The sequence below is a fragment of the Shewanella sp. 30m-14 genome (assembly GCF_052977125.1).
Window position 1 is genome coordinate 1 of sequence record NZ_JBRILW010000016.1, and the last position, 26,218, is coordinate 26,218.

Below are 26,218 nucleotides of genomic sequence, written 5' to 3' on the forward strand. Positions count from 1 at the left end.
CCAAGAGCGAGAAAGCTCTGGCCTGAGTTACCTGAAACGATTCAAGCACGCCTTGTTACACGTAAAATAAAAGGTAAAACCTATGAAGTTTTAACCTCAATGCTTGATGCCATGCGATTTCCAACAGCCGATATAACAGGGCTGTACGAGCATCGCTGGGAAATAGAGTTAGGTTATCGTGAGCAGAAACAATACATGTTAGGTAGCCGTCTTACCTTACGCAGTCGCTTACCTGAATTAGTTAAACAAGAGTTATGGGGCATCTTACTGACATACAATTTAATCCGTTACCAAATGGTTGAATTAAGCTTTAGTTTGAAGGGAAACTATTTGCCATATCAACTCAGTTTTAAGGGCACACTTGCACGAGTAACAGCATTACTAGTTGGGCTTCCATACTCCACTCCAGGCGCAATACCTCGCCAATTAAAAGGATTTCACAATATGGCTGAAAGCTTAATTTTAGAGGGGCGCAGAGAAAGAACTTTCCCCAGAACAGTAAAACCAAGGCCTCAACGGTATGCCAAAAATAAAAATGCCGTTCACCTTAAGTGAACGGCATTACTCACTAGAGGGCCCTTTTTTTACGTATAGTTGTGTAGTTACGTCTAGTAATGAACTATTAAGCGTTACTTTACTGACTTAACTTCAGCATAGGTAACCGTTAAGTTCTGAAATCAACCTATTAAAGTCGCCTTGCTGACTTTACAGCCTTAACTTAACTGACTTAACTGATTTACTTAACTGATTGAGTCTCAACATCGGTTAAGTAGCGCCACTCGCCCAGCCCAAGACTTGGGTCAAGTTCAATTGCGCCAACACTTTCGCGGTGAAGTTTAGTCACTTTATTACCAACGGCTGCAAGCATACGCTTAACCTGATGATACTTACCTTCAGTAATCGTTAAGCGCGCTTGATTAGCACCTAAAATCTCAAGTACAGCAGGTTTAGTCAGGCCATCTTCATTATTAAGCTGCACACCGTCGCTAAACTGCTGCACTAAGTCATCAGTTAACGGCTCAGCGGTTTCTAATAAATAGCGCTTAGCGCATTCTTTCTTAGGAGAGGTGATCTTATGCGACCACTGACCATCGGTAGTGATCAGTACTAGACCCGTAGTATCCGCATCAAGACGCCCAGCAATGTGTAAGTCTTCAGGGCGAATAACATCCAGCAGGCTTATCACCGATGGGTACTCTTCATCTATGGTTGAGCAGATCGTATCAACAGGTTTGTTAAGCATGATAAAGCGCGGACCAATGATGGTTAACACTTCACCGTCAAGACGGATCTCATGTTCATCGGTAACTTTAAAGCCCGAGTTTTTAACCACTTCGCCATTACAAGTCACATCACCACGATGTAGGGCTTTTTTAGCAGAAACACGAGAGTGTGAAGTCGATTCACAAATAAATTTATCTAAACGCACAGGCAGAACTCAGCTTATATAACCATAATGGCCGACATTATGAGGCCAGCGCCGCCAAAGGGCAAAGTTTTGCTTAAATCAACAGTCACTCAACGCTTATCACTGCAAGGACTTCAGCATGAGAAGGCGAGCTTATAGACCTAGACCCTAGAACCTAGAACCTAGGCCCTAGAACCTAGGGCAAAGCTTATACGCTAAATCTTTGTACTCAGGCTATTTGATAAAAAGCACTTTAATTTCAATCCAGGAAACCTTTTCTTACACATGTTTACCCAATAATCCCCATAAGTTTACAGAGCGGGCTTGTTCGTTATACGCTAAAAACCTTAACATACGTAACTCAATGTAATTCATGCTGGCTTGATAAAAGCGTGAGTGCAGAGCTTACTTCTAAAAAAACAACAAATTGACGGTATAGATTAAGGAAGAAAAATGAAAAAAGTACTCGTTGGGGGCTTATGCGCTTCCCTTATCGTTGGCCTCAGTGCGTGTAATAGCGAACCGACTAATGTTAAAACACCAGATACAGGTAAAACAGAAGCGGCCGTAGCGGTAGAAAAAGCCCTCACTTCTGGCATCGACTTTGCCAACTTCGACAAATCAGTTCGTCCACAAGATGACTTCTACTCGTACGTTAATGGTACCTGGGTAAAAGATACGGTTATTCCAAGCGATCGCACTAGCTCTGGTGCATTTTACGATCTACGTGAAAAGTCACGTGATGATGTAAAAGTGATTATCGAAGAAGTGGCTGCAACCCCAAATCTTGCAGCCGGTAGCGACGAGCAGAAAGTTGCCGATCTGTATAACTCATTTATGGATGTCGAGACGCTAAATAAACTGGGTGTAACACCTATCCAAAGCGAGCTTGAAACCGTTAATGCCATTAAGTCAAAAGATGATCTAGTGACTTACTTTGCTCGCAGCCAAATTAACGGTAGCGGTACACCCATGGCATTTTATATCAACGTCGATGCCAAAGACTCAAGCCGTTATGCCACCCATATCTGGCAATATGGTCTAAGCCTGCCAGAAAAAGATTACTACCTAAACCAAGATGAGCGCTTCGTGAACATCCGTAAAGCGTATCTTGAGCACATCGAAAAAATGTATACCTTAGCTGGCCTACCCAATCCAAAAGCCAGTGCTGAAGCGATTCTTGCACTTGAAACTGAGATAGCTAAAAAGCACTGGGACGTGGTTGAAACCCGTGACAGCACTAAGACGTATAACAAATACCAAGTTAAAGATTTAGCTACATTGGCACCCGACATTAACTGGGACGGCTACTTAGCAACACTTGGCGCCGACAAGCAAGCTGACATCATTATCAATCAGCCTAGCTATATCCAAGGTCTAAATGAAGTCATTAAAGACACCGATCTAGAAACCTGGAAAACCTACATGCAGTGGCAAGTGCTGACTCACGCAGCAAGCAGCCTAAGCGAAGCTATCGATACAGAAAACTTCGAGTTTTTTGCTAAAACGCTTAACGGCCAGCAAGAGCAGCAACCACGTTGGAAGCGCGGTGTGTCGTCGGTCAATGGTCTACTCGGTGAAGTGGTTGGTAAGGTGTACGTTAAGCGCCACTTTAAACCTGAAGCAAAAGAGCGCATGCAAGTGCTGGTTGAAAATCTACGTGGCGCCTATGGCAATAGCATTGAGTCGCTAGAGTGGATGAGCGCAGACACGAAAGTCGCAGCCAAAGATAAGCTGGCTAAATTTGATCCCAAGATTGGTTATCCAGACCGCTGGGAAGATTACAGCAAGCTGACTATCAAAGCTGACGATTTATATGGCAACAACCAGCGCGCAAGCAAGCTTAGCCATGAAAAAGAATTAGAAAAACTCGGTAGCCCAATTCGTAAGTGGGAATGGCACATGACACCGCAAACCGTCAATGCTTACTACAACCCAACCATGAACGAAATCGTATTCCCTGCCGCTATTCTTCAGCCGCCATTCTTTAACATGGAAGCCGATGACGCAGTAAACTACGGTGGTATTGGTGCGGTTATCGGTCACGAAATGGGCCACGGTTTTGACGACCAAGGTGCTAAGTTTGACGGCGAAGGTAACATGCGTGATTGGTGGACAGAGCAAGACTTAACTGAGTTTTCAGCTCGTGGTAAGGCGCTTGTTGACCAATACAATGACTACGCTGTATTTGACGATCTCAACGTTAACGGTGATCTGACTCTTGGCGAAAACATTGGTGACCTTTCTGGTGTCACTATCGCGTACCGCGCTTATAAAAAGTCGCTTAACGGTAAAGAAGCCCCGGTGATTGATGGCCTAACGGGCGATCAGCGTTTCTTCATTGGTTTCAGCCAAATTTGGCGCGCCAAAATCAAAGAGGAATCTATGCGTAACCGCGTAGCAACTGACCCACATTCACCAGCACAGTTCCGTGCTCTAGGTGCCCTATCTAACATGCCTGAGTTCTACAGCACTTACGATGTTAAGCCCGGTGATGCGATGTACATTGCACCAGATAAGCGCGTGAAAATCTGGTAGTCAAACTTTAGGTCCTAGGTTCTAGGAAATGCCAAGAAAGGTCCTAGGAAAGCAAGAGGCGTGTGGCTGTTGTAGGTCGGGCTTTAGCCCGTCAAGCTCCTGCTTCTGCTAGCAAGACCATTCTAGGTCCTAGGTCCTAGGTTCTAGGTTCTAGGTTCTAGGTTCTAGGTTCTAGGTTCTAGGTCTCCAATTAATAAAAACGAAAAAGCCGTTGATGTCTCATTTCATCAACGGCTTTTTGTTTATTGTTACTTTTCAGAAGCGACAGCTCACACTATGAACAAATGTTAATTTGTCATTCAGCATAGCTTAAGCATTTGCCAGTTAGATTATGGGTACAGCCACAAACTAGGACTGCCATGAACCGGATATTACGGACTTTTTTCATATTCTTACTGCTACTGTCGACCCGTTCAGCTTTTGCCCATACTGTCGAGCATAGTCAAAACAATACCAAGGATAACGGTAGCTACGCCGCCAAACTGGCTTTTTCTAAAAACATCGATGGGCTTACCGCGATTCAGTCTATGCAATACCAGGTGCCTAGACAAACTAGCGCCGATCTCGACACCCTCTATAGCCAAGCCAATCACGCCCAACAAGAGCTGAGCCAGTTGCTTAAACTGATCACCTCACAATCTCAAACCCAATCAATATTGGCCGATATTAAGAGCCGCGAAAGAGCGCAGACCAAGGTACAAAACAAACTTGGTAACGACGCGAGCCAGCTCACCGATATCGTAAGAGCGAGTATCGTCAGTAACGACATCCATAACTTGATGCAAGCATTTGCCTTACTCAAGTCTGACAGCGAACTTATCCAGGTTAAAAACCGCTTTGCCACCCCAAAAGAGTCTGGCTACCGTGACCTTAACCTACTGATTAAACTCCCTCAGTCACAGATGATTGCCGAAGTGCAGCTGCACCTTGCCGATATTGCCGATATTAAAAGCGGCGCCGAACATAAGGTCTATGAGCAAGTGCAATCTATTCAAGCCTCTGCCATACAGCAGCAACGTGATTTAAGTGAGATTGAAAACGCAAAAATCACTCAGCTGCGTCAAGAGTCACATAAGCTTTACCACAAAGCATGGCTAAGGTATAAGCGCAGCGACCAAGCTAAAGTTATCGATGCAGTAGCAGCATAAAACCTCGATAAACCGATTCAACAAGGCCCGCTAACACGGGCCTTTTTTTTGTCCTCATCCCGCGGTGAACATCACCTAAATCCCAAAGTCATAAGTGCATTTAATTACTACTGTAACCTGCACTTCCAACTGATTTGGAGTTATACTCCGCTCCAATAATCTATACACCCAAATATACCCAAGACCTTATGAACGATATCATTGAGCAACTGCAAGAGATGAGTGAAACGGTACCTGTACCGTTAGAGCTAGCGACGTTTGAGCAAATTGTTGAAGTGGAAGAAGAAATTCTTATCCCACTGCCTATGGAGCTGAAAGAATACTTACTCTACGCCAGTGATGTGATTTGTGGCAGCCTAGAGCCTGTCACCGCAAGCGACCCCAATTCGCATACTTACCTGTCAGAAGTGACCTCTTATGCTTGGTCGGTCGGCCTGCCGCGTGAGTTTGTACCGATTTGCCAGCAGGGCGATAACTTCTTCTTTATTAGTCAAGAAGGTCAAATTCAGCTGTGGCAAGATGGTGAAATCGACGAGGAAGAAACCTGGGAATCTTTTTGGGACTGGGCCGAAGATGTATGGATGCGTAGCTAATAGCCATCGATATCGCTAATACGCCATCACAACAATTTTACTAAGGAAATATCATGTCTAAAGAACTTGGTTTCAATGCCATTGAAATGCAGTACCTTCGTCACTCTTTGGCGTTAACCACAGCTCAAGTTGCCGAAATTGGCAAAGTCAGCGAAGCCGATGTGATTGCCTGGGAAGCCGGCGAAAAACCTGCTCACATGCCAGTACAAAAGAAGCTAATCGAAATCGATGAAGCCATAGAGATGCAAGTACTCAATACTTGTGATGGTATTGAAGAGCTATTCAAGTCAGAACCAAAGCGTACCTTAAGCTTTGTGGTATACCCAACTCAGGCACTTTATGCCCAGTACAACCCTGAGTTTTTAGGTACTCTTCCGTTAGCTGAGCTTTATAACACCTCAGCTTGGCGCATCAAGAAAGAATGTAAGCTAATGCTAGAAGTCGATGTGGTATTAGTGCCATTAGACTTTGAATCATATAAAGCGTACCGCGACAAAGATGGCTTAAAAGAGAGCCGCGAAAATCGCGCAAAATGGGCGAAGACGCAGTTATAAGCTTTAGATCCGAGGTACTAGAAAAGGCAAAGAAAGGTCCTAGGTCCTAGGAAATGCAAAAGGCAAAAACGATGAAAGCCGAGACGGATAAAGCCGGTTAAAAGCTGTGAACAACAGTGTTTGTTGTAGGTCAGGCTTTAGCCCGTCACGCTGTTGCTTTTCCTAGCAGGGCGGAGCCCGTCCTCGAAGCGAAGCGTTCTAGGTTCTAGGTTCTAGGTTCTAGGTTCTACATTAAGAAAAGCATCCACTTTATTCTATATAATGGATGCTTTTTTTGTGCTTAATTTTTAATTTAAGCAGGGGTTAAGCTGCGCCAGCTTCCTCTTTTGCTAAGCCTTTGGCCATGGCTGGACGTGCGGTGAGTCGATCGCGATAGGCAGCAAGCTTTGGCGGAATATCTTGCTCAAATCGCGTTGCCCACAATAAGGTGTGCCCAAGTAAAATATCGGCAACACTTAGCTTATCCCCCAGTAAAAACTCGCTATCGGGTAACCACTTCTCAGCTATCGCAGCAGCCTTATCAAACTCCCACTTTGCTACCGCTAACATCTCGGTTAAACGCTGAGCTTCAGGTAAGGCAAACTTATGCTTACCCATGGTCCACAAAGGCTGCTCAAGCTCACTAATAATAAAGCTAATCCACTTATGGTGTAGTCCTGACTCATGGCTGCCCGCTAACGGCAATAACTTCCCCTCACCGTATTTCTCGGCCAAGTAGAGCACGATTGCTGCAGACTCGGTTAATGCAAAACCATCGTCTTCTAAGGCGGGGACTTTACCGCAAGGGTTAACGGCCAAAAACGCGGGATCACGCCCATCGCCATTCACAAAGTTGATATATTGATATTGCCACTCTAAACCGAGTTCCTCTAGCGTCCACGACACTCTTAAAGAGCGACTACGGGGAATGCCATATAACTTTATCATCGTGCGCTTCCTTAACCTGATAACAACTGAATAAATAGAGCCCTTAAGCTACTGTGAAGCAGTAAAAATAGAAACTAGCACTTTGTTTCAAAATAAGTCAGTTTCAAAATAAGTCAGTTTCAAAATAGGCTTCAGAATGAGACGGCTTCAAATAAGCTCATTTCAAAATAAAACAGGTTAATAATATAACAGTTTCAAATCAGCTGTAATTTTGCTTAAGTAATGGATGAAATAAGAACATAAATTACAGCAATATAAAATAAGATGAAAATAATGAGACTAGTGTGATAAGCCTTTTACAAGAGATCTCTGATACTCTCAAACGCATTGAAACCAATAGTAAAAGTTAGAGACTAACACCAGGATCTGAACCGATAACTTGAGCTAGAGATAAGAATCAGCTTCATAACATTGCCTATAACAATAAAAAGATATTAAACATGAGTCATAACAGCGCGGCACTAACAAACCAAAAAATGAAATTACCCACACTACTGAACGCCATGGGACCAGGCCTGTTAATGGCCGCGGCAGCCATTGGAGCCTCACATCTGGTCGCCTCAACCCGAGCAGGCGCAGAGTTTGGTTGGCAACTGGCCTGGGTTATTTTGGCTGTCAATCTGCTTAAGTACCCATTTTTTGCGGCAGGAGCGCGATACACCAGCGCCACTGGCGAGAATTTATTGCAAGGTTACTTAAAGCAAGGACGCAAGTATCTGCTGGTATTTACCGCGCTCAATACTATCGCCGCCATCGCCAGTACCGCAGGCGTTGCGATGCTAACCGCCGCCATGCTGACTCAATTTATCCCTTTGCCCATAGATATTCTGGCGCTACTGGTATTAGTCTCCAGCCTAGTTATTCTAATCTTCGGCCATTACGCCTTGCTGGATAAACTCACCAAAGTCATTATGCTGGCGCTAACCCTTACCACCTTAATTGCCGTTGCACTGGCCTTTAACGCACCAGCAATTGTTAACCCAGAGTTTGTGCCTCAATCCCCCTGGCAATGGGCTTATATCGGCTTCCTGGTCGCCATGATGGGCTGGATGCCAGCGCCGATTGAAGTCAGTGCTTGGAACTCGCTTTGGCTAATAGAAAAACAAAAGTTATCTCCAGTGACCAAAGAGCAGGCACTGTTTGACTTTAACTTTGGCTACTTAATGACGGCGCTACTCGCCATAGTCTTTCTCGCCCTCGGCACCTTAGTTATGTACGGCAGTGGCGAGCAATTTTCGGCATCCGGCGCTAAGTTTGCCAGCCAATTAATCAACCTTTATAGCCAGGTGATGGGCAGCGAAAGTCGCTATCTCATCGGCACTGTGGCCTTTTTATGTATATTCAGTACCACAGTGACGGTGATAGATGGCTATAGCCGCACCCTCAACATGGGTTGGCAACTGCTGACTCAGCAGCAAGATAGTGAGCGACGGTTTAATGGGGTAATGCTATCAATCAGTGCTCTGGGCTTAATTATCATATTGTTTTTTAAAGGGGCTCTACTTCCTTTGCTGGAATTTGTTATGATCCTCGCCTTTATGACAACGGTCGTTTTTGCTTGGCTTAACTATAAGTTGATGATCAGCACAGCACTGTTACCAGCAGACAGGTATGGTAGCGCCATGAGAGTGCTCTCATGGCTAGGCTTAACTTACTTAGTAAGCTTTGCCCTGCTCTTTATCTATTGGATGCTAACAAAATAACGTACACGGACACCTACACCTCAAATGCACCTAATAACAAAAACACTTATAGGCACAGTCGTGGTTGGCTGCTGCCTTTGGGCAGCAAACAAAGCCAGTGCGAATCGAATGGCCAGCAGCGATATCGCCAAGCAATTACCAACCCTTATCGCACAAAATGAGCGCCCATTTAGCGGCATCATCATGCTCAAGCGTGACAATCAGCCGATATTTACTTATATCTCGGGTGATGATGTTGAAATTAACTCAAGCTTTGTCATTGCCTCTTTATCTAAGCAAGTCACTGCGGCGTTAATTTTAAAAGCGGTGGATGAAGGCTTAATAGAACTAGAGAAAAGTGTCAGTTTCTACTTATCAGAAGACACTAACCAGACCCAACACTATATTCCCCCGAGCATCACGGTGTCGCAGTTACTGAGCCACACATCCGGTCTCGTCAATATCGGCGAAGCGCCCCGATATAAGCCCGGAAGTCAGTTTCAATATTCTAACTATGGTTACGCGCTATTAGGTGAGTTACTGGAAACCGTTTACCAAAAACCGATTTATCAACTGATTAACCAGCTCAATGAGCAAACTAAGCTAGATGGCCTGTATGCCCAAACGGGTGGTATTAGTAGTATTCAAGCCAAACACCCAAGCTTGATCCTTGGCCAAGTCGAAGAGCTAGGGCAAAGTAGCGATGGTAAAAGCCATGCTCACTACACTCAAGTCGATTTAAACATCGATAATCAATTGGTGGCTTTTGGTGGCATGATTGCCTCGGCAGAAGCGTACAGTCAGTTTCAGCATGCCCTTTATAGTGGTAATTTGATCACTGCCAACAGCCTTAAGTTAATGACCTCTCCTCAAGCAACCCGCAACCACAGATGGGGCGTCTTAGAATACGGTTATGGCATTCAAATTAGCCGAGACGAGCAGTTAGTCGAATACAGTCACAGTGGTTACCTACCCGGTTATGTGAGCCTTGCGGTCTACTACCCTAAGTCAAAGGTGAGTCTGGTTATCTTTGAAAACACCTCGTGGGATCTGAGCGATAGCCAAAGAACTTTTGGCTTGCATGACGACATTCGCAACAGCATTCGCAGTAAATTGATTGCAATGGAAAACCGTCCAGTCGAAAAACTCTATCAAGCTGGCATATCCGCAGTAGAAAATGCCTTATCGGCTAAACCTGAACCAAAATCAGAACCCGAACCCGAACCAAGACCTGAAACTGCACAGCTTAAGAGTGCAGAGTAATTGCTATTGAAGAGTTAACTTCTGCTATAATAACCGCCGATGATCGCGCAGCCGCGCGATCCCATAGCTAGAAGAAATCAAACTTATGATTAACAATGATATTTTACGTAAAGTTCGCTATATCCTCGATTTAAGCAATGCAAAAATGATCCGTATTTTTGCCAAAGCTAAGCACGAAGTGACTCAAGAAGAGATCATCGACATGCTAAAAAAAGAGCATGAAGAAGGTTATACACCTTGCAACGACAAAAACATGTGTCGTTTCTTGGATGGTTTAGTGATCTACAAGCGTGGCCTAAAGCCTGGCGCAGAAGTACCAGAGCCATTATCGCAACTGACCAATAACCTTATCTTTAAAAAGTTAAGAGTGGCATTTGAGTTACGCGAAGAAGATATCATTGAAGCGTTAGAGCTTGCTGAGTTCAACATGACTAAGTCAGAGCTAGGCGCACTATTTAGAAAGCCTGGGCACAAGCACTACAAGCCATGTGGTGACCAAGTGCTGCGTAACTTCTTAATGGGCTTATCACTCAAGCACCGTCCAAAAGACGCTGAATAATAGTTACGTTCACTCGTGATCAGAAAAGCACTGCCAGCGGCGGTGCTTTTTTTTTAAAGAAGGTACTAGGAAGAAGATCCTAGACTCTAGGGCGCTACGCTGCGAGGGCGGGCTTCGCCCTGCTAGAAAGTGCAAAGGCTTGACGGGCTAAAGCCCGACCTACATATCTTAGGCTCTAGGCTCTAGGCTCTAGGCTCTAGGCTCTAGGTTTTAGGACCTAGGAACTAGGAACTAGGAACTAGGACCTAGTTCCTAGGACCTTTCTCAGCCTTGCCTATTTTTCCGTAAGCGCAGCGTTCCGTAGTGACGTAGTCACGTTCCCTAGGCCGCAGGCCGTTCGGCTGTTACCGTCTTTGCTTTCTCCGTCTTGGCTTTCATCGTCTTTGCTGTTTGCCTTTCCTAGAGCCTTCGCTTTTCCCATATCTAAAAAAGTTAGCTTAATTCGGCCGCAACCGCTAACAAAGATCACGCTTTGTGTTAATCTTCCGTGATTCGCATCACCTGTCATCCAACTAACAAAAATAAAGAAAAGGTTTCCAATGGACGATAATAAACGCCCGCTCTATCTTCCTTTTGCTGGTCCAGCCATTCTTGAAGCCCCTTTGATCAACAAAGGCAGCGCTTTCACCGACGAAGAACGGATTTTTTTCAATCTTGAAGGCCTACTGCCGCACGTGATTGAAACTATTGAAGAGCAAGCCTCACGCGCTTACGACCAATATAAAAACTTCAGCAATGATCTCGATAAACACATCTATCTTAGAAACATTCAAGATACCAACGAGACCTTGTATTACCGCCTAGTACAAAACCATATTACCGAGATGATGCCTATCATCTATACCCCAACTGTGGGTATGGCCTGTGAGCGTTTTTCTAAAGATTATCGTCGTAACCGTGGCCTATTTATCTCTTACGCCAATAAAGACCGTATCGACGACATTCTTAATAACTCGACTCGTCAAAAGGTTAAAATCATCGTTGTGACCGACGGTGAGCGCATCTTAGGCTTGGGCGACCAAGGCATTGGCGGCATGGGGATCCCGATTGGTAAGCTGTCACTTTACACCAGCTGTGGTGGCATTAGTCCAGCTTACACCCTGCCAATAACCTTAGATGTGGGTACCGATAACCCGCACCTGCTTGAAGACCCAATGTACATGGGCTGGCGTAACCAGCGTATTGGCGGCGAAGAGTACACCGAATTTGTCGAAGCCTTTATGCAAGCCGTTCACCGCCGCTGGCCAGATGCACTGATCCAGTTTGAGGATTTCGCGCAAAAGAACGCCATGCCACTGCTAGAGCGTTATAAAGATCAATACTGCTGCTTTAACGATGATATTCAAGGCACTGCGGCTGTAACCGTTGGCTCGCTTTTAGCAGCATGTAAAGCGGCAAACACTAAACTTAGTGAGCAGCGCATTACCTTCTTAGGTGCAGGCTCTGCAGGTTGTGGTATTGCCGAGGCAATCGTGGCGCAAATGGTGTCAGAAGGCATCACTGAACAACAAGCGCGCAAGCAAGTGTTTATGGTTGATCGCTGGGGCATGCTGCAATCAAACATGCCTAACCTTCTGCCGTTCCAGCAAAAGCTAGCGCAAAACTGTGATGATATCGCTAATTGGGATAACTTCAGCGACAACATCTCACTGCTGGATGTGGTCAACAATGCCAAGCCTACAGTATTGATTGGCGTATCAGGTGCCCCCGGTTTGTTCACCGAAGAGATCATCAAAGCGATGCACAGCCATTGCAAACGCCCAATTGTGTTCCCACTGTCGAACCCGACTAGCCGCGTTGAAGCCACACCAAAAGATATTTTGCATTGGACTCAAGGTCAGGCACTTGTCGCGACAGGCAGCCCATTTGAGCCCGTAGTTGTTGACGATGTGACCTATGAAATTGCCCAGTGTAATAACAGTTATATCTTCCCTGGTATTGGCCTTGGCGTATTAGCCTCTGGGGCAAAGCGTGTCAGCGATGCCATGTTGATGGCATCGAGCCGCGCGTTAGCCGAGTGCTCACCACTGGCTATTGATGGTGAAGGCTCGTTATTACCTAAGCTTGAAGATATCCATAAGGTGAGTAAGCATATTGCGTTTGCCGTTGCTAGAGTAGCAATTGAAGAAGGCCATGCGTTGCCAACAACTAATGAGTTGCTGACCTATGCGATTGAGGATAACTTCTGGATGGCAGAATATCGAAATTATAAAAGAACTGCTTTCTAAGGTTCTGCTTCGAAACCTTAACTAACGAAGTTTGAGCAATCAAGCTTCGCTTGATAAAAGTCGTGAGCTTCCAGCTCACACTCGGGCAAAAGGGGGACAACTGCTTCCCCCTCTTGCATCTCCCCAGCCGCCCCGACGAAGTTGTTGAACCTCACTCATTTTCGAAAATATCTATCGCCTCCAGCGGGGCATGTGCAGACACTGCCGTGACACGCAGCAAGTCCTTCCCTGGAGGCTCGGCCATGACGTCCATGTCATGGACGGTCACGGCCGTATCTACACGTGGTAATTGGTGTACAAATTTAGGAACTAATGGTTCGGTTTCTAACTTGAAAATGCCCCAAAGTTGGTTAGCCTTGGAATGAAGGCTGATTACATTAATTCTTGGATTGTTGCTACAGGGTAGCTAGTTCAGGATTGCCACTTCATGGTTATTAATCACCTCCAGCGGGTATGTGCAGACACTGCTGCGAGACGCTGCAAGTACAATCCCTGTAAGCTCGGCCATGACGTCCTTGTCATGGACGGTCACGGCCGTATCTACACGTGGTAATTGGTGTACAAATTTAGGAACTAATGGTTCGGTTTCTAACTTGAAAATGCCCCAAAGTTGGTTAGCCTTGGAATGAAGGCTGATTACATTTATTCTTGGATTGTTGCTACAGGGTAGCTAGTTCAGGATTGCCACTTCATGGTTATTAATCGCCTCCAGCGGGGTATGTGCAGACAATGCTGCGAGACGCTGCAAGTACAATCCCTGTAAGCTCTGCGATGACATCCATTTCATCGAAGCCCGCAGCCTTATCTACACTGAATAATTAGTGCTTCATTTTAAGCTTTCGTACTGTTCCGCTAAATCATAAAGATATATGTGTGCATTCTCGTTTTTGCGGGATAACAGGCGAGCAAAGTGCGCGAGTGCGCTTTTACCCAAGGTATATTAGATACAATCATTAATGATGACGTTTAATTTATTGTTATTGTTTAATTTTTATTAAACAATGTAGTGCGCACTTTTCAAGCAAATATCGGCAAAGCGCGCGAGCGTCATATTAAAATGTTAGCTATACAAGGAATATCATGGACGATCCTCAACAAACTTGGGATGACTACTACTCAAGAATCAAAACTCGAAAGGTAGACGAAGCAACAATACTTTGGGAAAACATGTTGAAAGCAGGAGTTTCAAGTGAAACTGTGTTTGCCATGGATTTTACTCATTTTTGCGATCTTCCCGAAAAACTAAAAGAACTGGGTAAACAGTTAAGTGAAAACTATGAACTGGAATTCAGTGATGTAGATGATAAAGGATATCAGTTTTTAAGTGGCACAACTCGACCCTATGGCAATGAACTAAGCCAAGTTGATTTTATTGACTGGGTAGAGTTTATGTGTGACGTCGCGCAGTCCTATAGTTGTGTCTTCTCTAGTTTTACAATCGAAAGCCCTGAGCTCGGCTTAATCTGGTCTAATAAAGACGTCGAATCCGAAAGGGATAGCTAACAAGCTGCCAAATTCAGATTCACCAAGGCTGTCATGCCATTTGCTGAGCAAATCGCCCGCCAGCACTTGGTTCACTTATTAGCAGGGCGTTAGGTTAATTTGGAGATTTAATCATGGAAGATATTAAAAAAGGTTTAACGTGGTACATCAAGTTTGTTGTAGCTGCGGTGTTTTTGTCATATTTAGTGGTTTTTGTATTTAGTGCATTATCAATGCCTTTAGTTGGTACAACCATTTCAGCGGTTATCAATCCAAATATAGAATTATTTATTCTATTTGGTTTGTTTTTTTCTGCGCCTTACGTGTGGAAAAACTTAAAATAACCTAACAAATAAGGACAGAAATCAGTTGGCTGTTTTCGTTCCTCAACATTTTAACCAACTGTTATTTGCCCATTATTGGGGCGTTATATTTACATCTATCTAAGGAAAGTCTGATGATACCATTTGAGACACTAATGCTTTTTCTTGCAACTACATTTGTGGTTGTACTTTCGCCTGGTCCTGCTGCTATAGCGGTTACTGCAGAATCAGCTTCTAATGGATTTAAGAGATCTTTCCTCGTTATCTTAGGTATTGCGATAGCAAACGTAGTATTTTTTGTTCTGTCTGCTACTGGAATCGCAGCGTTGCTAATTGCCTCGCATACACTTTTCTCTGTAATAAAATGGGTAGGTGTTGCATATCTTCTTTACCTTGGCTTTAGTGCTATTTTTAGCGAATCTGGTCCTTTAAGTATTAATCCATCTAATAGTAAAAAAGGCAGTGGATATAAAGTGTTTTTAAAAGGGTTTGTTTTAGAATTATCTAATCCTAAGGCTCTTTTGTATTTTTCGGCGTTACTACCGCAGTTTATTGATATATCGAATCCAATTCTGCCTCAATTAGCAGTATTATGTTTAATAACACTAATTTTAGATCTGTTTTGTTATTCTCTTTATGGATATTTAGGATTTAAATCAATTCGCGTGGGCATAAAACCTGCAATTATTAAATTCATTAATCGTTCTGCTGGGGCCATGCTAATCTTTGCAGGAATTAAGATGGCATCTGTGGGAAAGTAAATATAACAAGGAAGTTAAACGGAACTAAAACAGTGAGTTACGTTTCACTTCGCTACACATTACAAAAAGATAGGACAGCCATAACTTCCAATGTCAAAAGTTGTACTTTTCTAATTTGGTGTAGATACGGCCGTGACCGTCCATGACATGGACGTCATGGCCGAGCTTCCAAGGATGGACTTGCTGCGTGTCACGGCAGTGTCTGCGCTGGCCGCAGGCCATTGGAACCACCGCTGCTGGATGCTACTCGCAGCCTAAAAAATATCACCCTTCTAAGAAAAGATAGAAAATTGCGTTATCTACACGCAAAAGAAAAGGCTACGGGAAAACTCCCATAGCCTCTTGAAATAGCCTTTTTGACTTAACTTTTTAGCAAAAAGCTAAACCAACTATTTGCCAGCTATCACTGTCTTAATGCTATACAGCATTGAGCGATCCGTTCGGGCTTTCTTAAGCTTGCGAACACTCTCTTTAAGTGATGCGTCAGCTAAGCGAGTGAAAATACCGTTATATTCTTTCTCGGCAATCTCATCGTCAGTCTCTGCCATTTCAGCGATATCTTGGGCTACGCGACTTAGTTGAAACCATGCGTTAGCAATGTAAAAACCGTGGAAGTCTTCTCTCGGCAATAGGCCTTTGGCACTGGCTGGTAGTGCATCCCAACCCGAGCTGAACTTAAGGTCGGTGTCTTCAATTAGCTCGTTGCAAAGGTTTGCGTAGGCTTCGAACAAACCTTCAGGAATGTCGTTCATTGGCATTACTGTGTTGCACACGTTTAATGAAACCTGCTCGGCACGTTCTCTATAAGTTTGGCTTACTTCTGTCATGATTTTTCTCTACAAATGAGCGCGATTGACGCACTCTTTATTCAAATTAATTTGGCTTAAAACTTACCGCTTACATATAAACCGTAATTGCCGTTACCTACGATTGGCGTTACCGTAATGCCTTTATATGGGTCGGTAAAGTATAGGCCAGATAATATGCCTATTGCCGCGCCAGCTAATACGTCTTCTACATGGTGTTTGTCGCTTTCTACCCGGGTATAACCGACATAAGTGGCACCAATATAGGCAGGTATAGCCCACTGCCAACCGTATCTTTGCTGCACAAAGGTTGCCGCGGCAAAACTGTCGGCGGTGTGCCCTGATGGAAACGAGTCATCGCCTGAGCCATCGGGGCGGTCTTTATCAACGCTGTACTTAAGGCCTTCCACGACTAAACGTGACACTATCCCCGTTTTGGCCAGCTGCCATGCGCCCTCAAAGTCGTCTTCATAAATAAGGCTTGTGCCCAATGCTGCGGCAGGAATTAATAGGTGCAATACATCACCTGACTTTTCTAAATCAGATGCTGCAAACGTTGACCCACTTGCCAGCAACAGTAAACAAGCAAAGACTTTTCTCATCCTTATGACCTTATTGACGAACTATTTTAAGGCCGTTGTTATACAGGCTGCTCAGCACAAATGCAAAAACTTGTCTAAGGTGTGATCTATTTGCGCTTACTCGCAATTTAAGTTTAGTTAAACCTCGTTACCATCGTGTATCCTACTGCATGAATATAAAGGACTTTAATACATAAAATAAATCTCAATGAACAAGCTGACCCTGTTACCTCTTTTTATGCTCGCCCTAAGCTTACTCTCTGTAAGCCGTCCAGTTACTGCTACTGAAATCGATATAATTCAAGCTGACAAGCTATTTGATATGTTAGATAGCGGTGTCGTTGAAAATAACGCCGAGAGAAAACAATACCTCAAAGAACTCACATCATTAGTGCCTAAAAATGACATTGCTAGGCAGCTACTTTTAACTCGCGCCACCTGCTGGTCGTTTAACATGAATGATGATGCTGAGACTGCCCAGGCCCTATTATTCGCGAAAGAGGCCCTAACCCGACCAGAGTTAGCCAGTTTTCCCGATGACAAATTAGATTTAGAGCTTTGCTACGCTTGGTTTTCAGAGCAAAGAGGCGATGTAGCCACCGCCGCCGCCTATTACGACCGACTCGTAAATGAAGCCTATAAGCTTGAAAATTTACGCCTGATGGCTGACGTGCGCATGATGCGTGGATTTTTAGCATCCCTCCAAGGTAACTACACCTTGGGGCTCGAAGACTTAATGACGGCTAAAACCCTTTATAAAAGTCTCAACGTCACAACCTGGGTGCAACACAGCCTATACGAGATCGCGACCATCTATCGCCGCTTAGGTGATCAAGACAATGCCATTCGCTATTTCAACCAATTACATGAGAGTCACATTAATAACGCGCAGTTTGATAAAGCCAATACTGTGATCTCATCAATTGCTATCGCAGAAGAAGAAGCAAATAATTTTGCTGAAGCTAAAAAGCTGTACTTAGAAAGTTACCACTACTGGGATAGCAAAGGTAAAGAGTTCAAGAAAGCTGGCGTAGCCGTTAATATGGCGGGTACCTTAATCAAATTAGGAGAGATCAACTTAGCCCGCCAATATTTAGACGAAGCCACATCTTCTATCACTCCATCTGCGTCGGGGTTTTATAATTATATGCAGTTGTTTTATGCCCAGGTTTACTTGGCGCAGGGACAATTTACCCAAGCTCACAACAGCATACAGTTAGCACGGCAAGCTTTTGAGCGAGTCAAAAGCCTGCGGGGGCTGGTGCAGGTGCAATTGGTAGAGTGCCAAATCTTTCTTAAGCAACTCGATTGGCAGGCAGCCTATCTATCGCTACACAAATATATGGAGCTTCATATGGAGCTCGATAAAAAAATATTCTCTCGCTACAACACTGAGATGCGAACTCGCTTTAATGCTGACCAAATAGAGCAAGAGAATCGCCACTTAATTGAAAACCATAAACTCAAAGAACTTGAGTTGGCGATGCTGGAACAAAATGAAGCTCAGCAATGGGTGATTATTTTCATGGGTAGCATCATTCTGATTATCGTGTCGATTTTTACCTATAATCAGATACAAAAGAATAGGTTACTGTCTGTGTTAGCGCTCACAGACGATCTCACTCAGCTGCCTAACCGGCGTTATATTTACACTCAGGCCCAGCACCATTTTGAGCGTGCAAGCAAAACCCAGCAACCTTTGTCGGTTATTAGTTTCGATGCTGATTATTTTAAACGCATTAATGACAAGTATGGCCACGAAGTAGGCGACCTGACCTTAAAGCTGCTCGCCAATACCTGTAGAGAAGGGCTAAATTCTAAGTATGAAGCTGCCAGAGTAGGTGGTGAGGAGTTCCTAATTCTTCTGCCAGATACAGATAAAGCCCAAGCCGTTAAGATAGCCCAGGACCTAGTCAATCAAGTTCGCGATGCTGATTTCAGTTCATTCCCGCCGGACTTCTCGATTACTATCAGTGCTGGCGTTTCGATGCTTAGCGAGAGTGACGATAAGCTGTCACTGCTACTAAAACGCGCCGATGACGCGCTTTATTTAGCAAAAACAAACGGCCGAGACCAGGTTGAAATGTGCTAAATGGCTAGGCTACTAAGGCTATTCTTTAGGCTTTTAACTGCTGCTTATTAGCGATATACCTAAGGCCTGCTATGTATAATAGCAGGCCTCTCCCCCTGTAATTCCAGTTGCAGTAACCGTCCCAATTACAGCCCCTGTTACTGCCCCCATTCTCGTCAATAGTACTGGCTAAGCCTGCATTCGCTTGTTATAGATGCAATCACACGCCATAACTAAGCAATGCACTAGAAGAGGTATTTGAGCATTCGCCATGATTGATTCTGTTAAAAAATAACTAAAATATATATTTTATCGTGTATGCTTGTGCATGATTATCAATGACTTTAATGCTAAGAAAGCGCTAAATGCCCAAGCCGTTTTTGTTAATAAAACTCATTCTGTTTTTAAGCTTACTTTGTGTGAGTGTTTTCGGTTATGCCGAGCAAAACTATGCAGAACAAAGCAATGCAGAAAAAGCCGATGCGATTTTTACACTACTCGATAGTGGCACCGTTAATAACAACCAAGTTCACCTCGCTTATGTCGCCGAGCTTGAAACGCTAATCGCTAAAGATGATATCGCAAGAAAGATGCGCCTAACCCGAGCGCAGTGCTGGTCATTTGATCCATTTAAAGAGGGAGAGGCAGCCAAAGCATTAGCGTTTGCTCAGCATGCACTTACCCACCCTGATCTAGCTCGCTTTCCTAACGACAAGCTAGATTTAGAACTCTGCCAGGCCTGGTATACCGAGCAAGACGGCAATGTTGAGCTAGCACTGCAAGGCTACAACAAGGCGATCAATCAAGCTTATGCGCTTGAGAACTTACGCCTCATTGCCGATGCCAGAGGTATGCGCGGTTACCTTCATTCTTATCAAGGTAACTTCACCCAGGGGCTAGAGGACTTAATCACCTCGCAATCCCTCTATAAAAGTCTTAACTTACCCGCTTGGGTCAGTATTAACCTGTACGAAATCGCCACTAGCTATCGCCGCTTTGGCGATCAGAAAAATGCCATTCGCTACTTTAAAAAGCTCGAAAAAAGTAAAATAGAGAGTAAAGACTTTGATGCCGCAAATAGCATTTCAGTCGCCATTGCCATTGCCGAAGAAGAGTTAGGGAATTTAGAGCATGCCAAGCAACTGTTTGAAACTAGTTACTTGTATTGGAAAGCTAAAGGGCGCGAACTCGAGCAAGCAACTGTCGCGGTCAATATTGCAGGAACGCTAATAAAACTGAGTGAACTTGATGAAGCAAAACGATATTTAAATGAAGCTAAACCTTTTATTTTGCCATCTGATGAAGGTTTCTTCAGCTTCATGCATCTATTTCTCGCTCAAGTGGATTTAGCCGATGGTCAATTATCCCAGGCCCATGACAACATAGCACTGGCGCGTAGTGCCTTTAAACGGATAAAGAATATACGTGGCTTAGCACAGCTGCAGTTGGTAGAAAGCCAAATATTTCTCAGTCAAAATAACTGGAAACAAGCTTATCTGGCGCTTAAGCAGTACATGACTATCCACAACGAGCTTGATGCCAAACAGCTATCAAGCTACACCACCGAAATGCGCACACGGTTCAATGCCGATCAGATAGAGCAAGAGAATCGTCATCTCATCGAAAACCAAAAGCTCAGAGAGATAGAGCTGGCCATGTTGGAGAAAAATGAGCTCCAGCAATGGATCATCATCTTGCTAGGCGGCTTTTTGATGCTGATTGTGTCGGTGTTTGCTTACATGCAGATCCAGAAAAACACATTATTATCAAAGTTGGCGCTCACAGACGATCTAACCCAACTACCAAATCGGCGCTATATCTATAGCAAAGCGCAAACATGCTTTGAAGAAACAAAAATAAAACAGAGCTGTTTTTCAGTCATCGCTTTCGATGCAGATAACTTTAAGCTGATTAACGATAACTTTGGACATGAGGTAGGCGACCAGGCTCTTGAGTTACTCGCTGAGATCTGCCGCAGTGCCCTCGCCCCGGAGCATCAAACCGCGCGTGTCGGCGGCGAAGAGTTTTTGATTATCCTGCCAGATACCGACAAGGCGCAGGCCTACAAAATAGCGCAGGCCTTAGTGCTAACCGTCTGTAATAGCAACTTTAGTCAGTTCCCACAGGGCTTTAGCATGACCATTAGCGCTGGCGTTGCCAGCTTAATGTCAAGCGACGACAAGCTGTCGCAGCTGCTAAAACGCGCCGATGATGCACTCTATCTAGCTAAGAGCGAAGGCCGTAATCAAGCTAGAGTGAGTTAGCCCATTGAGAGTCTAAGATGAGTCCAAGAAGAGTCGAATAACATCTCAGGATACCTATTTACTCTCAATAACTGCTATCATTAGCGCTTACTTAAAGCCGTTACTTTCGCCGATACTTTTCGCCGACAATAGACCTATGTCTGACTCTTCTTCACAACTTGCTGCAATCGACACCTTAACGCCCACTCAGCTCGGCGAATTAGCCCTTAACATTAAAGCATGGGGCCAAGCGTTAGGCTTTGCCCAAATCGGTATTTGCGATACAAACTTAAGCACCGAGGAGCCCAAATTACAGCAGTGGTTAGACAAGGGCTATCATGGTGATATGAGTTACATGGCCAATCACGGCATGATGCGCGCTAGACCTTATGAACTTCACCCCGGCACTAAGCGGGTTATTGCCGCTCGCATGAACTATCTACCACCCGAAGCCGGTTTTGCGGTTAACCTTAAAGACCCTAATCTTGGCTATATCTCGCGTTATGCTGGCGGGCGTGATTATCACAAGATGATCCGTAGCCGCCTTAAAAAGCTCGGTGATAGAATCGAAGCTGAGTTGAAAAACCTAGGCATTAGCAAACCAAACTCTCGCCCTTTCGTTGATTCTGCCCCTATTTTAGAGCGCCCTCTCGCCGATAAGGCAGGCCTTGGCTGGACAGGTAAACACAGCTTATTACTCAACCAAGACGCTGGCAGCTGGTTCTTCTTGGGTGAACTATTAATCGACCTGCCTTTGCCCGTCGATATTCCTATTAGTGAAGGCTGCAACACGTGCGTAGCGTGCATTAAATCTTGCCCGACCAACGCGATTATTGAGCCTTACGTTGTTGACGGTAGTCGCTGTATCTCTTACTTAACCATTGAGCTACAAGGCGCCATTCCAGTAGAGTTTAGACAAGCTATTGGTAACCGTATTTACGGCTGCGATGATTGCCAACTCGTCTGCCCAGTAAACGCTAACGCGCCACTCACCGATGAAACCGACTTTCATACTCGCCCCTCACTTAAGCAGCCACAGCTACTTGAGCTGTTTGCGTGGAGCGAAGCTGAATTTTTAAAGCTCACTGAAGGTAGCCCTATTCGCCGGATTGGCCATGCACGTTGGCTTAGAAATATCGCCGTTGCGCTGGGTAATGCGCCCCACAGTGAAGCGATTATCGCAGCGCTTGAGGCCCGTAAACTATCGAATGAAGTCGATGATATGGTGATAGAGCATATTGATTGGGCTCTACAGCAACAAGCAGCAGATGAGCAGAACCTAAGCCGCAAAACCCAAAGGGTGATCCGCAGTGTCGAAAAAGGCCTAGCGCGGGACGCGTAGGCCTAATAACAGATCATTAGAGAGCTGTTATGCATTTGGATCTAAGGTAAAGCCGACTTTAATTGTTACCTGCCAGTGCGCCACCAACCCCTCTTCAAGGTGGCCACGAGTTTCAACCACCTGAAACCATCTCAAATGCTTCAATGATTCATTTGCCGCGGCAATCGCATTCTTGATGGCCTCATCAGAACTAATAGGTGACGACCCGGTCAATTCAATAATTTTGTAGGTATGGCTCATAATGACTCCAGCGATGAGAAGGAAATAACTTTAGTCAGTATAGAACAACCTCTGTGATAGTCAGGACAAAGAATTCCCCCCAACACTCGCGGTAAATATAAGAGCAATTTTCCCTCAAAAGACAGCATGCACAGTTTATTTCAATCAGTATGATGCCAGAAACATACGCCATCCGATCCCTGGAAGGCTAGTAAAGCCGGTGGTATAAGACACCACTTTGCCTTCATTGATGATAATCAGAGTCGGTGTAACATGCACCGACCAATCTTGGGCACTGCGATTATCAGCATCATTAATCACAGGAAAGTGATAATCATGGTCCTGCATATAATCATTTATCTCACTATTAGTGCCCGATGCAATGGCCACGCTCACCACTGGAAAATAAGCCGAAATAGCCTCAACAGATGGGCTTACCGAACGGCAAATAGGACACCATGTACCCCAAAAATACACCAAAACGGGCCCATCGGTACTAAGCGTCGATACGTTAATCTTCTCACCTGTGATAGCAACACCACTAATCATCGGAAAATCATTGACCTCTAAGTTTCTACTACGCCACTTATCCATGACCCAAGCTACGGCGCTCAGCATGATAAGCAAAATCAATAACTGCTTAATCCAACCACCAATACGGTGCTTCAATGTCGGCTTTTTTTCTGGCGATTGTTTTTTTGTCATTTTCTTTTCAGTCGTTTTCTTTTCGGTCGCTTTCTTTTCGGTCGCTTTCTTTTCGGTCGCTTTCTTTTCGGTCGCTTTCTTTTCGGCCATAGCGCTCAGCATTACCGGCATTATATTGCGGCAGTAAAATGAATATGACTCTATAAGACCGGATAAGTAAACAAATAGTTCATCACAGCACTCACTCTAGCAGCACTCGCCCCTTTAATCGCCAAGGATAACGGGCAAACAGACTAGGCAAGCACTCGAAAAAAACAGAATTGATAAACACACTAGGCTGACTAGGAAAACGAATACTGCCCCCCAACAAACTATCAGCTAATGACGAGCTAAAGACGAGCTAAAGCACCATAAAACAGGTAATGCTTTAGCTCGTTTGCTTAAGTTAACTCAGCAGGCGAGCAGCGCTAGCCTAATTTGCGCCGCAATATCTTAGTCGCCTCAACAAGGTTAACCAACGCGGGCTCCACTTCATCCCAAGTGCGTGTCTTTAAGCCGCAATCAGGGTTAATCCACAGTTGTTCTACCGCAACTTTACTCGCCGCTTTCTCCATCAAACTGACAATTTCATCAACCCTTGGTGTATTGGGTGAGTGAATATCGTAAACACCCGGACCAATTTCATTTGGGTAGTTAAAGTCCTCAAATGCATTGAGTAGCTCCATTCTTGAACGCGATGTCTCAATGGTGATCACATCGGCGTCCATCGCCGCGATTGCTGCGATGGTTTCATTAAATTCGCTATAGCACATATGGGTATGAATTTGCGTTTCGTTGCTAACACCTGCCGCACTCAGCTTAAAGGCATTGACCGCCCAGTTAAGGTAATGCTGCCATTCACTCTTTTTAAGCGGCAAGCCTTCTCGAAATGCTGGCTCGTCGATTTGAATAATGCCAATACCGGCATTTTGTAGCTCAACCACCTCATCACGAATGGCGAGGCCGATTTGAGTCGCTATCTGCTCGCGACTGATATCTTCGCGCGCAAAAGACCAATGCAGTATGGTTACCGGCCCTGTCAGCATGCCTTTGACCGGCTTTTCTGTGAGGCTCTGAGCATATGTAGCCCACTCTACCGTCATCGCATTTGGGCGTGATACATCGCCATAAATAAGTGGTGGTTTAACACAGCGTGAGCCATAGCTTTGTACCCAACCAAACTGGGTAAAGCCGACACCATCGAGCTGTTCGCCAAAGTATTCCACCATATCGTTTCGCTCTGCTTCACCATGCACTAATACGTCGATACCTAGCTTTAACTGCCGCTCAATAGTGTCTCTGGTCACTTGGCGTAACTGATCATTATATTGCTCAAGGCTTATTTCACCTTTACGCCAGCGGCTACGCAGGCCACGAATTGCAGGCGTTTGAGGAAAACTCCCTATGGTGGTCGTTGGCAATAATGGTAAGCGGTATTTTTGTCTTTGCGCGGCTTGCCTGAGTGAAAATTCATCATCACGCAGGTAGTCTTGCTCAGTGAGAGCATCGACTCTGGCTATCACCTCTTGATTAGCGGCTTTGGCACGGGCGTTACGTCGTTGTTGGCACTCAAGCACTATGGCTTTGGCCTCGACAGAGTTTGGAGCTGTGAGTAACGTCTTCAATTGACCCAATTCAGCCAGCTTCTGCTTGGCAAAAGAGAGCTGCTGCTTAAGTTCAGGCTTAAGCTGAGTTTCTACCTCTAAATCGACCGGACTATGTAGCAAAGAGCACGAAGGCGACAGCCATAAACGCTGCTTAAGATCCCGCGCTACACTCGATAATCCCTCTGCGAGTGTATCGAGCTCTGCCGCCCACACATTGCGGCCGTTAATCACCCCTGCTGACAGTATTTGATCTTGCCTTAGGCTGATGGAAAAAGCGCTGAGCTGCTCTGGCGCTGTAACCAAGTCTAAGTGTAACCCTGCCACGTTAAGCGATGCGACAAGCTGATGGTGGTGCTCAATACTGCCGTAGTAACTGGCGAGCAAGATGTTTAGGTTACAACGCTCAAAATCACGATAGGCTTGGCTAATCGCGGCTTGCCAATCACTGTCTAGCTCTAGGGCTAAAACAGGTTCATCAAGCTGAACCCATTCGACACCCTGACTAGCAAAGCGGGCCAATATTTTATGGTACGCTTGCAGAAGTTGCGGTAATAAACTCAGCTTATCGAACGATGAACCAACAGTTTTAGACAGGTATAGAAATGACACTGGCCCCAAGATCACAGGCTTGACCTGATAGCCTAAAGCCTGAGCTTCACTCACTTCATCAAACAATTGCTCATAACCAATATCAAAGCTTTGATCGACCGTTAGCTCCGGTACGATATAGTGATAATTACTGTTAAAAAACTTGGTCATTTCAGCAGCGGCAGCGTCTTTCCCCGTTGGCGCTCGGCCTCGTCCGATACGGAATAAGGTATCAATATCGGTGGGGGTATCACTTTGATGACGCTCTGGGATCACATCCAAAGTGGCACTTAAGGTTAATACCTGATCATAGAAAGCAAAATCGCCAACAGGCAACAATCTCACCCCGGCATCAGCCTGCCAGCGCCAATGTGTTTGGCGTAGTTCTTTTGCAATTTCAACTAACTGCGACTGCTTAATTTCACCACGCCAATACTTCTCTAAAGCAAATTTTAGCTCTCGTAAACGACCAATTCGTGGAAATCCCAAACTATTTAATTGCATATTGTATACCTTTTGATGTTAAGATGAGCAAAATTCAGAGTTAACGCCCCTCTGAATTTCATATAACTAAACAGAACAACGGGCGTCTGGACGTCTGGAAGTTTATT

The 26,218-nt window shown here is 44.8% G+C and carries 22 protein-coding genes; 15 read left to right on the forward strand and 7 right to left on the reverse strand.

Translation table 11 applies throughout. From position 1 onward, the window contains the following. On the forward strand, positions 1 to 555 hold a 555-nt coding region (locus ACVBIU_RS12805), incomplete at its 5' end, for a transposase (RefSeq protein WP_447163941.1). Positions 556 to 736: 181 nt separating this feature from the next. On the opposite strand, the gene rsuA is transcribed toward ACVBIU_RS12805, so the two are convergent. Beyond that, positions 737 to 1,429: a 16S rRNA pseudouridine(516) synthase RsuA gene (gene rsuA, locus ACVBIU_RS12810; RefSeq protein ID WP_447163942.1), complete on the reverse strand. Its 693-nt coding sequence runs from the start codon at positions 1,427 to 1,429 to the stop codon at positions 737 to 739. Positions 1,430 to 1,861: 432 nt separating this feature from the next. Between rsuA and ACVBIU_RS12815 the strand changes: the two genes are divergently transcribed. The 4 genes from ACVBIU_RS12815 (at position 1,862) to ACVBIU_RS12830 (ending at position 6,241) form a co-directional block, all read left to right on the forward strand. Continuing rightward, positions 1,862 to 3,946 carry a M13 family metallopeptidase gene (locus tag ACVBIU_RS12815; RefSeq protein WP_447163943.1) on the forward strand — a complete coding sequence of 695 codons (2,085 nt, stop codon included), beginning with the start codon at positions 1,862 to 1,864 and terminating at the stop codon, positions 3,944 to 3,946. A gap of 359 nt (positions 3,947 to 4,305) precedes the next feature. Further along, positions 4,306 to 5,094: a RelA/SpoT domain-containing protein gene (locus ACVBIU_RS12820; protein WP_447160751.1), complete on the forward strand. Its 789-nt coding sequence runs from the start codon at positions 4,306 to 4,308 to the stop codon at positions 5,092 to 5,094. Between the two features lie 188 nt (positions 5,095 to 5,282). Next, positions 5,283 to 5,687, forward strand: coding sequence for an SMI1/KNR4 family protein (locus ACVBIU_RS12825; protein WP_447160750.1), 405 nt, complete (start codon positions 5,283 to 5,285; stop codon positions 5,685 to 5,687). 53 nt (positions 5,688 to 5,740) lie between these two features. Next, on the forward strand, positions 5,741 to 6,241 hold the full coding sequence (locus ACVBIU_RS12830) for a DUF4447 family protein (RefSeq protein ID WP_447160749.1): 501 nt from the start codon (positions 5,741 to 5,743) through the stop codon (positions 6,239 to 6,241). 303 nt (positions 6,242 to 6,544) lie between these two features. Here the strand turns inward: ACVBIU_RS12830 and ACVBIU_RS12835 are convergent, their stop codons facing one another. After that, positions 6,545 to 7,168, reverse strand: a complete 624-nt coding sequence (locus tag ACVBIU_RS12835; protein WP_447160748.1) for a glutathione S-transferase family protein — start codon at positions 7,166 to 7,168, stop codon at positions 6,545 to 6,547. A gap of 440 nt (positions 7,169 to 7,608) precedes the next feature. Between ACVBIU_RS12835 and ACVBIU_RS12840 the strand changes: the two genes are divergently transcribed. From ACVBIU_RS12840 to ACVBIU_RS12870, 7 genes are all read left to right on the forward strand, one after another. Next, on the forward strand, positions 7,609 to 8,871 hold the full coding sequence (locus ACVBIU_RS12840; protein ID WP_447163944.1) for an Nramp family divalent metal transporter: 1,263 nt from the start codon (positions 7,609 to 7,611) through the stop codon (positions 8,869 to 8,871). A 24-nt stretch (positions 8,872 to 8,895) separates the two neighbouring features. Further along, positions 8,896 to 10,113 carry a serine hydrolase domain-containing protein gene (locus ACVBIU_RS12845; RefSeq protein ID WP_447163945.1) on the forward strand — a complete coding sequence of 406 codons (1,218 nt, stop codon included), beginning with the start codon at positions 8,896 to 8,898 and terminating at the stop codon, positions 10,111 to 10,113. 85 nt (positions 10,114 to 10,198) lie between these two features. Beyond that, entirely contained in the window at positions 10,199 to 10,672 is a 474-nt protein-coding gene (locus tag ACVBIU_RS12850) for a DUF1456 family protein (RefSeq protein ID WP_447160745.1), read from the forward strand. A gap of 539 nt (positions 10,673 to 11,211) precedes the next feature. Next, a complete protein-coding gene (locus ACVBIU_RS12855) occupies positions 11,212 to 12,900 on the forward strand; it encodes an NAD-dependent malic enzyme (RefSeq protein WP_447163946.1) in 1,689 nt (562 codons plus the stop codon). 1,080 nt (positions 12,901 to 13,980) lie between these two features. Next, positions 13,981 to 14,403: a hypothetical protein gene (locus ACVBIU_RS12860; protein ID WP_447163947.1), complete on the forward strand. Its 423-nt coding sequence runs from the start codon at positions 13,981 to 13,983 to the stop codon at positions 14,401 to 14,403. Positions 14,404 to 14,516: 113 nt separating this feature from the next. Beyond that, a complete protein-coding gene (locus ACVBIU_RS12865; protein WP_447163948.1) occupies positions 14,517 to 14,726 on the forward strand; it encodes a hypothetical protein in 210 nt (69 codons plus the stop codon). A 113-nt stretch (positions 14,727 to 14,839) separates the two neighbouring features. Then, entirely contained in the window at positions 14,840 to 15,466 is a 627-nt protein-coding gene (locus ACVBIU_RS12870; protein WP_447163949.1) for a LysE family translocator, read from the forward strand. Positions 15,467 to 15,855: 389 nt separating this feature from the next. Here the strand turns inward: ACVBIU_RS12870 and ACVBIU_RS12875 are convergent, their stop codons facing one another. Continuing rightward, positions 15,856 to 16,293 carry a DUF3069 domain-containing protein gene (locus tag ACVBIU_RS12875; protein ID WP_447163950.1) on the reverse strand — a complete coding sequence of 146 codons (438 nt, stop codon included), beginning with the start codon at positions 16,291 to 16,293 and terminating at the stop codon, positions 15,856 to 15,858. Positions 16,294 to 16,349: 56 nt separating this feature from the next. Continuing rightward, entirely contained in the window at positions 16,350 to 16,874 is a 525-nt protein-coding gene (locus tag ACVBIU_RS12880; protein ID WP_447163951.1) for a phosphatase PAP2 family protein, read from the reverse strand. A 187-nt stretch (positions 16,875 to 17,061) separates the two neighbouring features. On the opposite strand from ACVBIU_RS12880, the gene ACVBIU_RS12885 reads away from it, so the two are divergent. From ACVBIU_RS12885 to queG, 3 genes are all read left to right on the forward strand, one after another. Next, positions 17,062 to 18,945 (forward strand): diguanylate cyclase, encoded by a 1,884-nt coding sequence (locus ACVBIU_RS12885; RefSeq protein WP_447163952.1) that lies wholly within the window; start codon positions 17,062 to 17,064, stop codon positions 18,943 to 18,945. 344 nt (positions 18,946 to 19,289) lie between these two features. After that, positions 19,290 to 21,188: a diguanylate cyclase gene (locus ACVBIU_RS12890; RefSeq protein WP_447163953.1), complete on the forward strand. Its 1,899-nt coding sequence runs from the start codon at positions 19,290 to 19,292 to the stop codon at positions 21,186 to 21,188. 136 nt (positions 21,189 to 21,324) lie between these two features. After that, the gene (gene queG, locus ACVBIU_RS12895) at positions 21,325 to 22,509 is read left to right on the forward strand and encodes a tRNA epoxyqueuosine(34) reductase QueG (protein WP_447163954.1); all 1,185 of its coding nucleotides are present in this window, start codon (positions 21,325 to 21,327) and stop codon (positions 22,507 to 22,509) included. Positions 22,510 to 22,536: 27 nt separating this feature from the next. Here the strand turns inward: queG and ACVBIU_RS12900 are convergent, their stop codons facing one another. The 3 genes from ACVBIU_RS12900 to metE form a co-directional block, all read right to left on the reverse strand. Further along, positions 22,537 to 22,749 carry a dodecin gene (locus ACVBIU_RS12900; protein WP_447160734.1) on the reverse strand — a complete coding sequence of 71 codons (213 nt, stop codon included), beginning with the start codon at positions 22,747 to 22,749 and terminating at the stop codon, positions 22,537 to 22,539. 144 nt (positions 22,750 to 22,893) lie between these two features. Continuing rightward, a complete protein-coding gene (locus ACVBIU_RS12905; RefSeq protein ID WP_447163955.1) occupies positions 22,894 to 23,523 on the reverse strand; it encodes a protein disulfide oxidoreductase in 630 nt (209 codons plus the stop codon). A 317-nt stretch (positions 23,524 to 23,840) separates the two neighbouring features. Continuing rightward, positions 23,841 to 26,111 (reverse strand): 5-methyltetrahydropteroyltriglutamate--homocysteine S-methyltransferase, encoded by a 2,271-nt coding sequence (gene metE / locus ACVBIU_RS12910; protein WP_447163956.1) that lies wholly within the window; start codon positions 26,109 to 26,111, stop codon positions 23,841 to 23,843. Positions 26,112 to 26,218 lie beyond the last annotated feature (107 nt).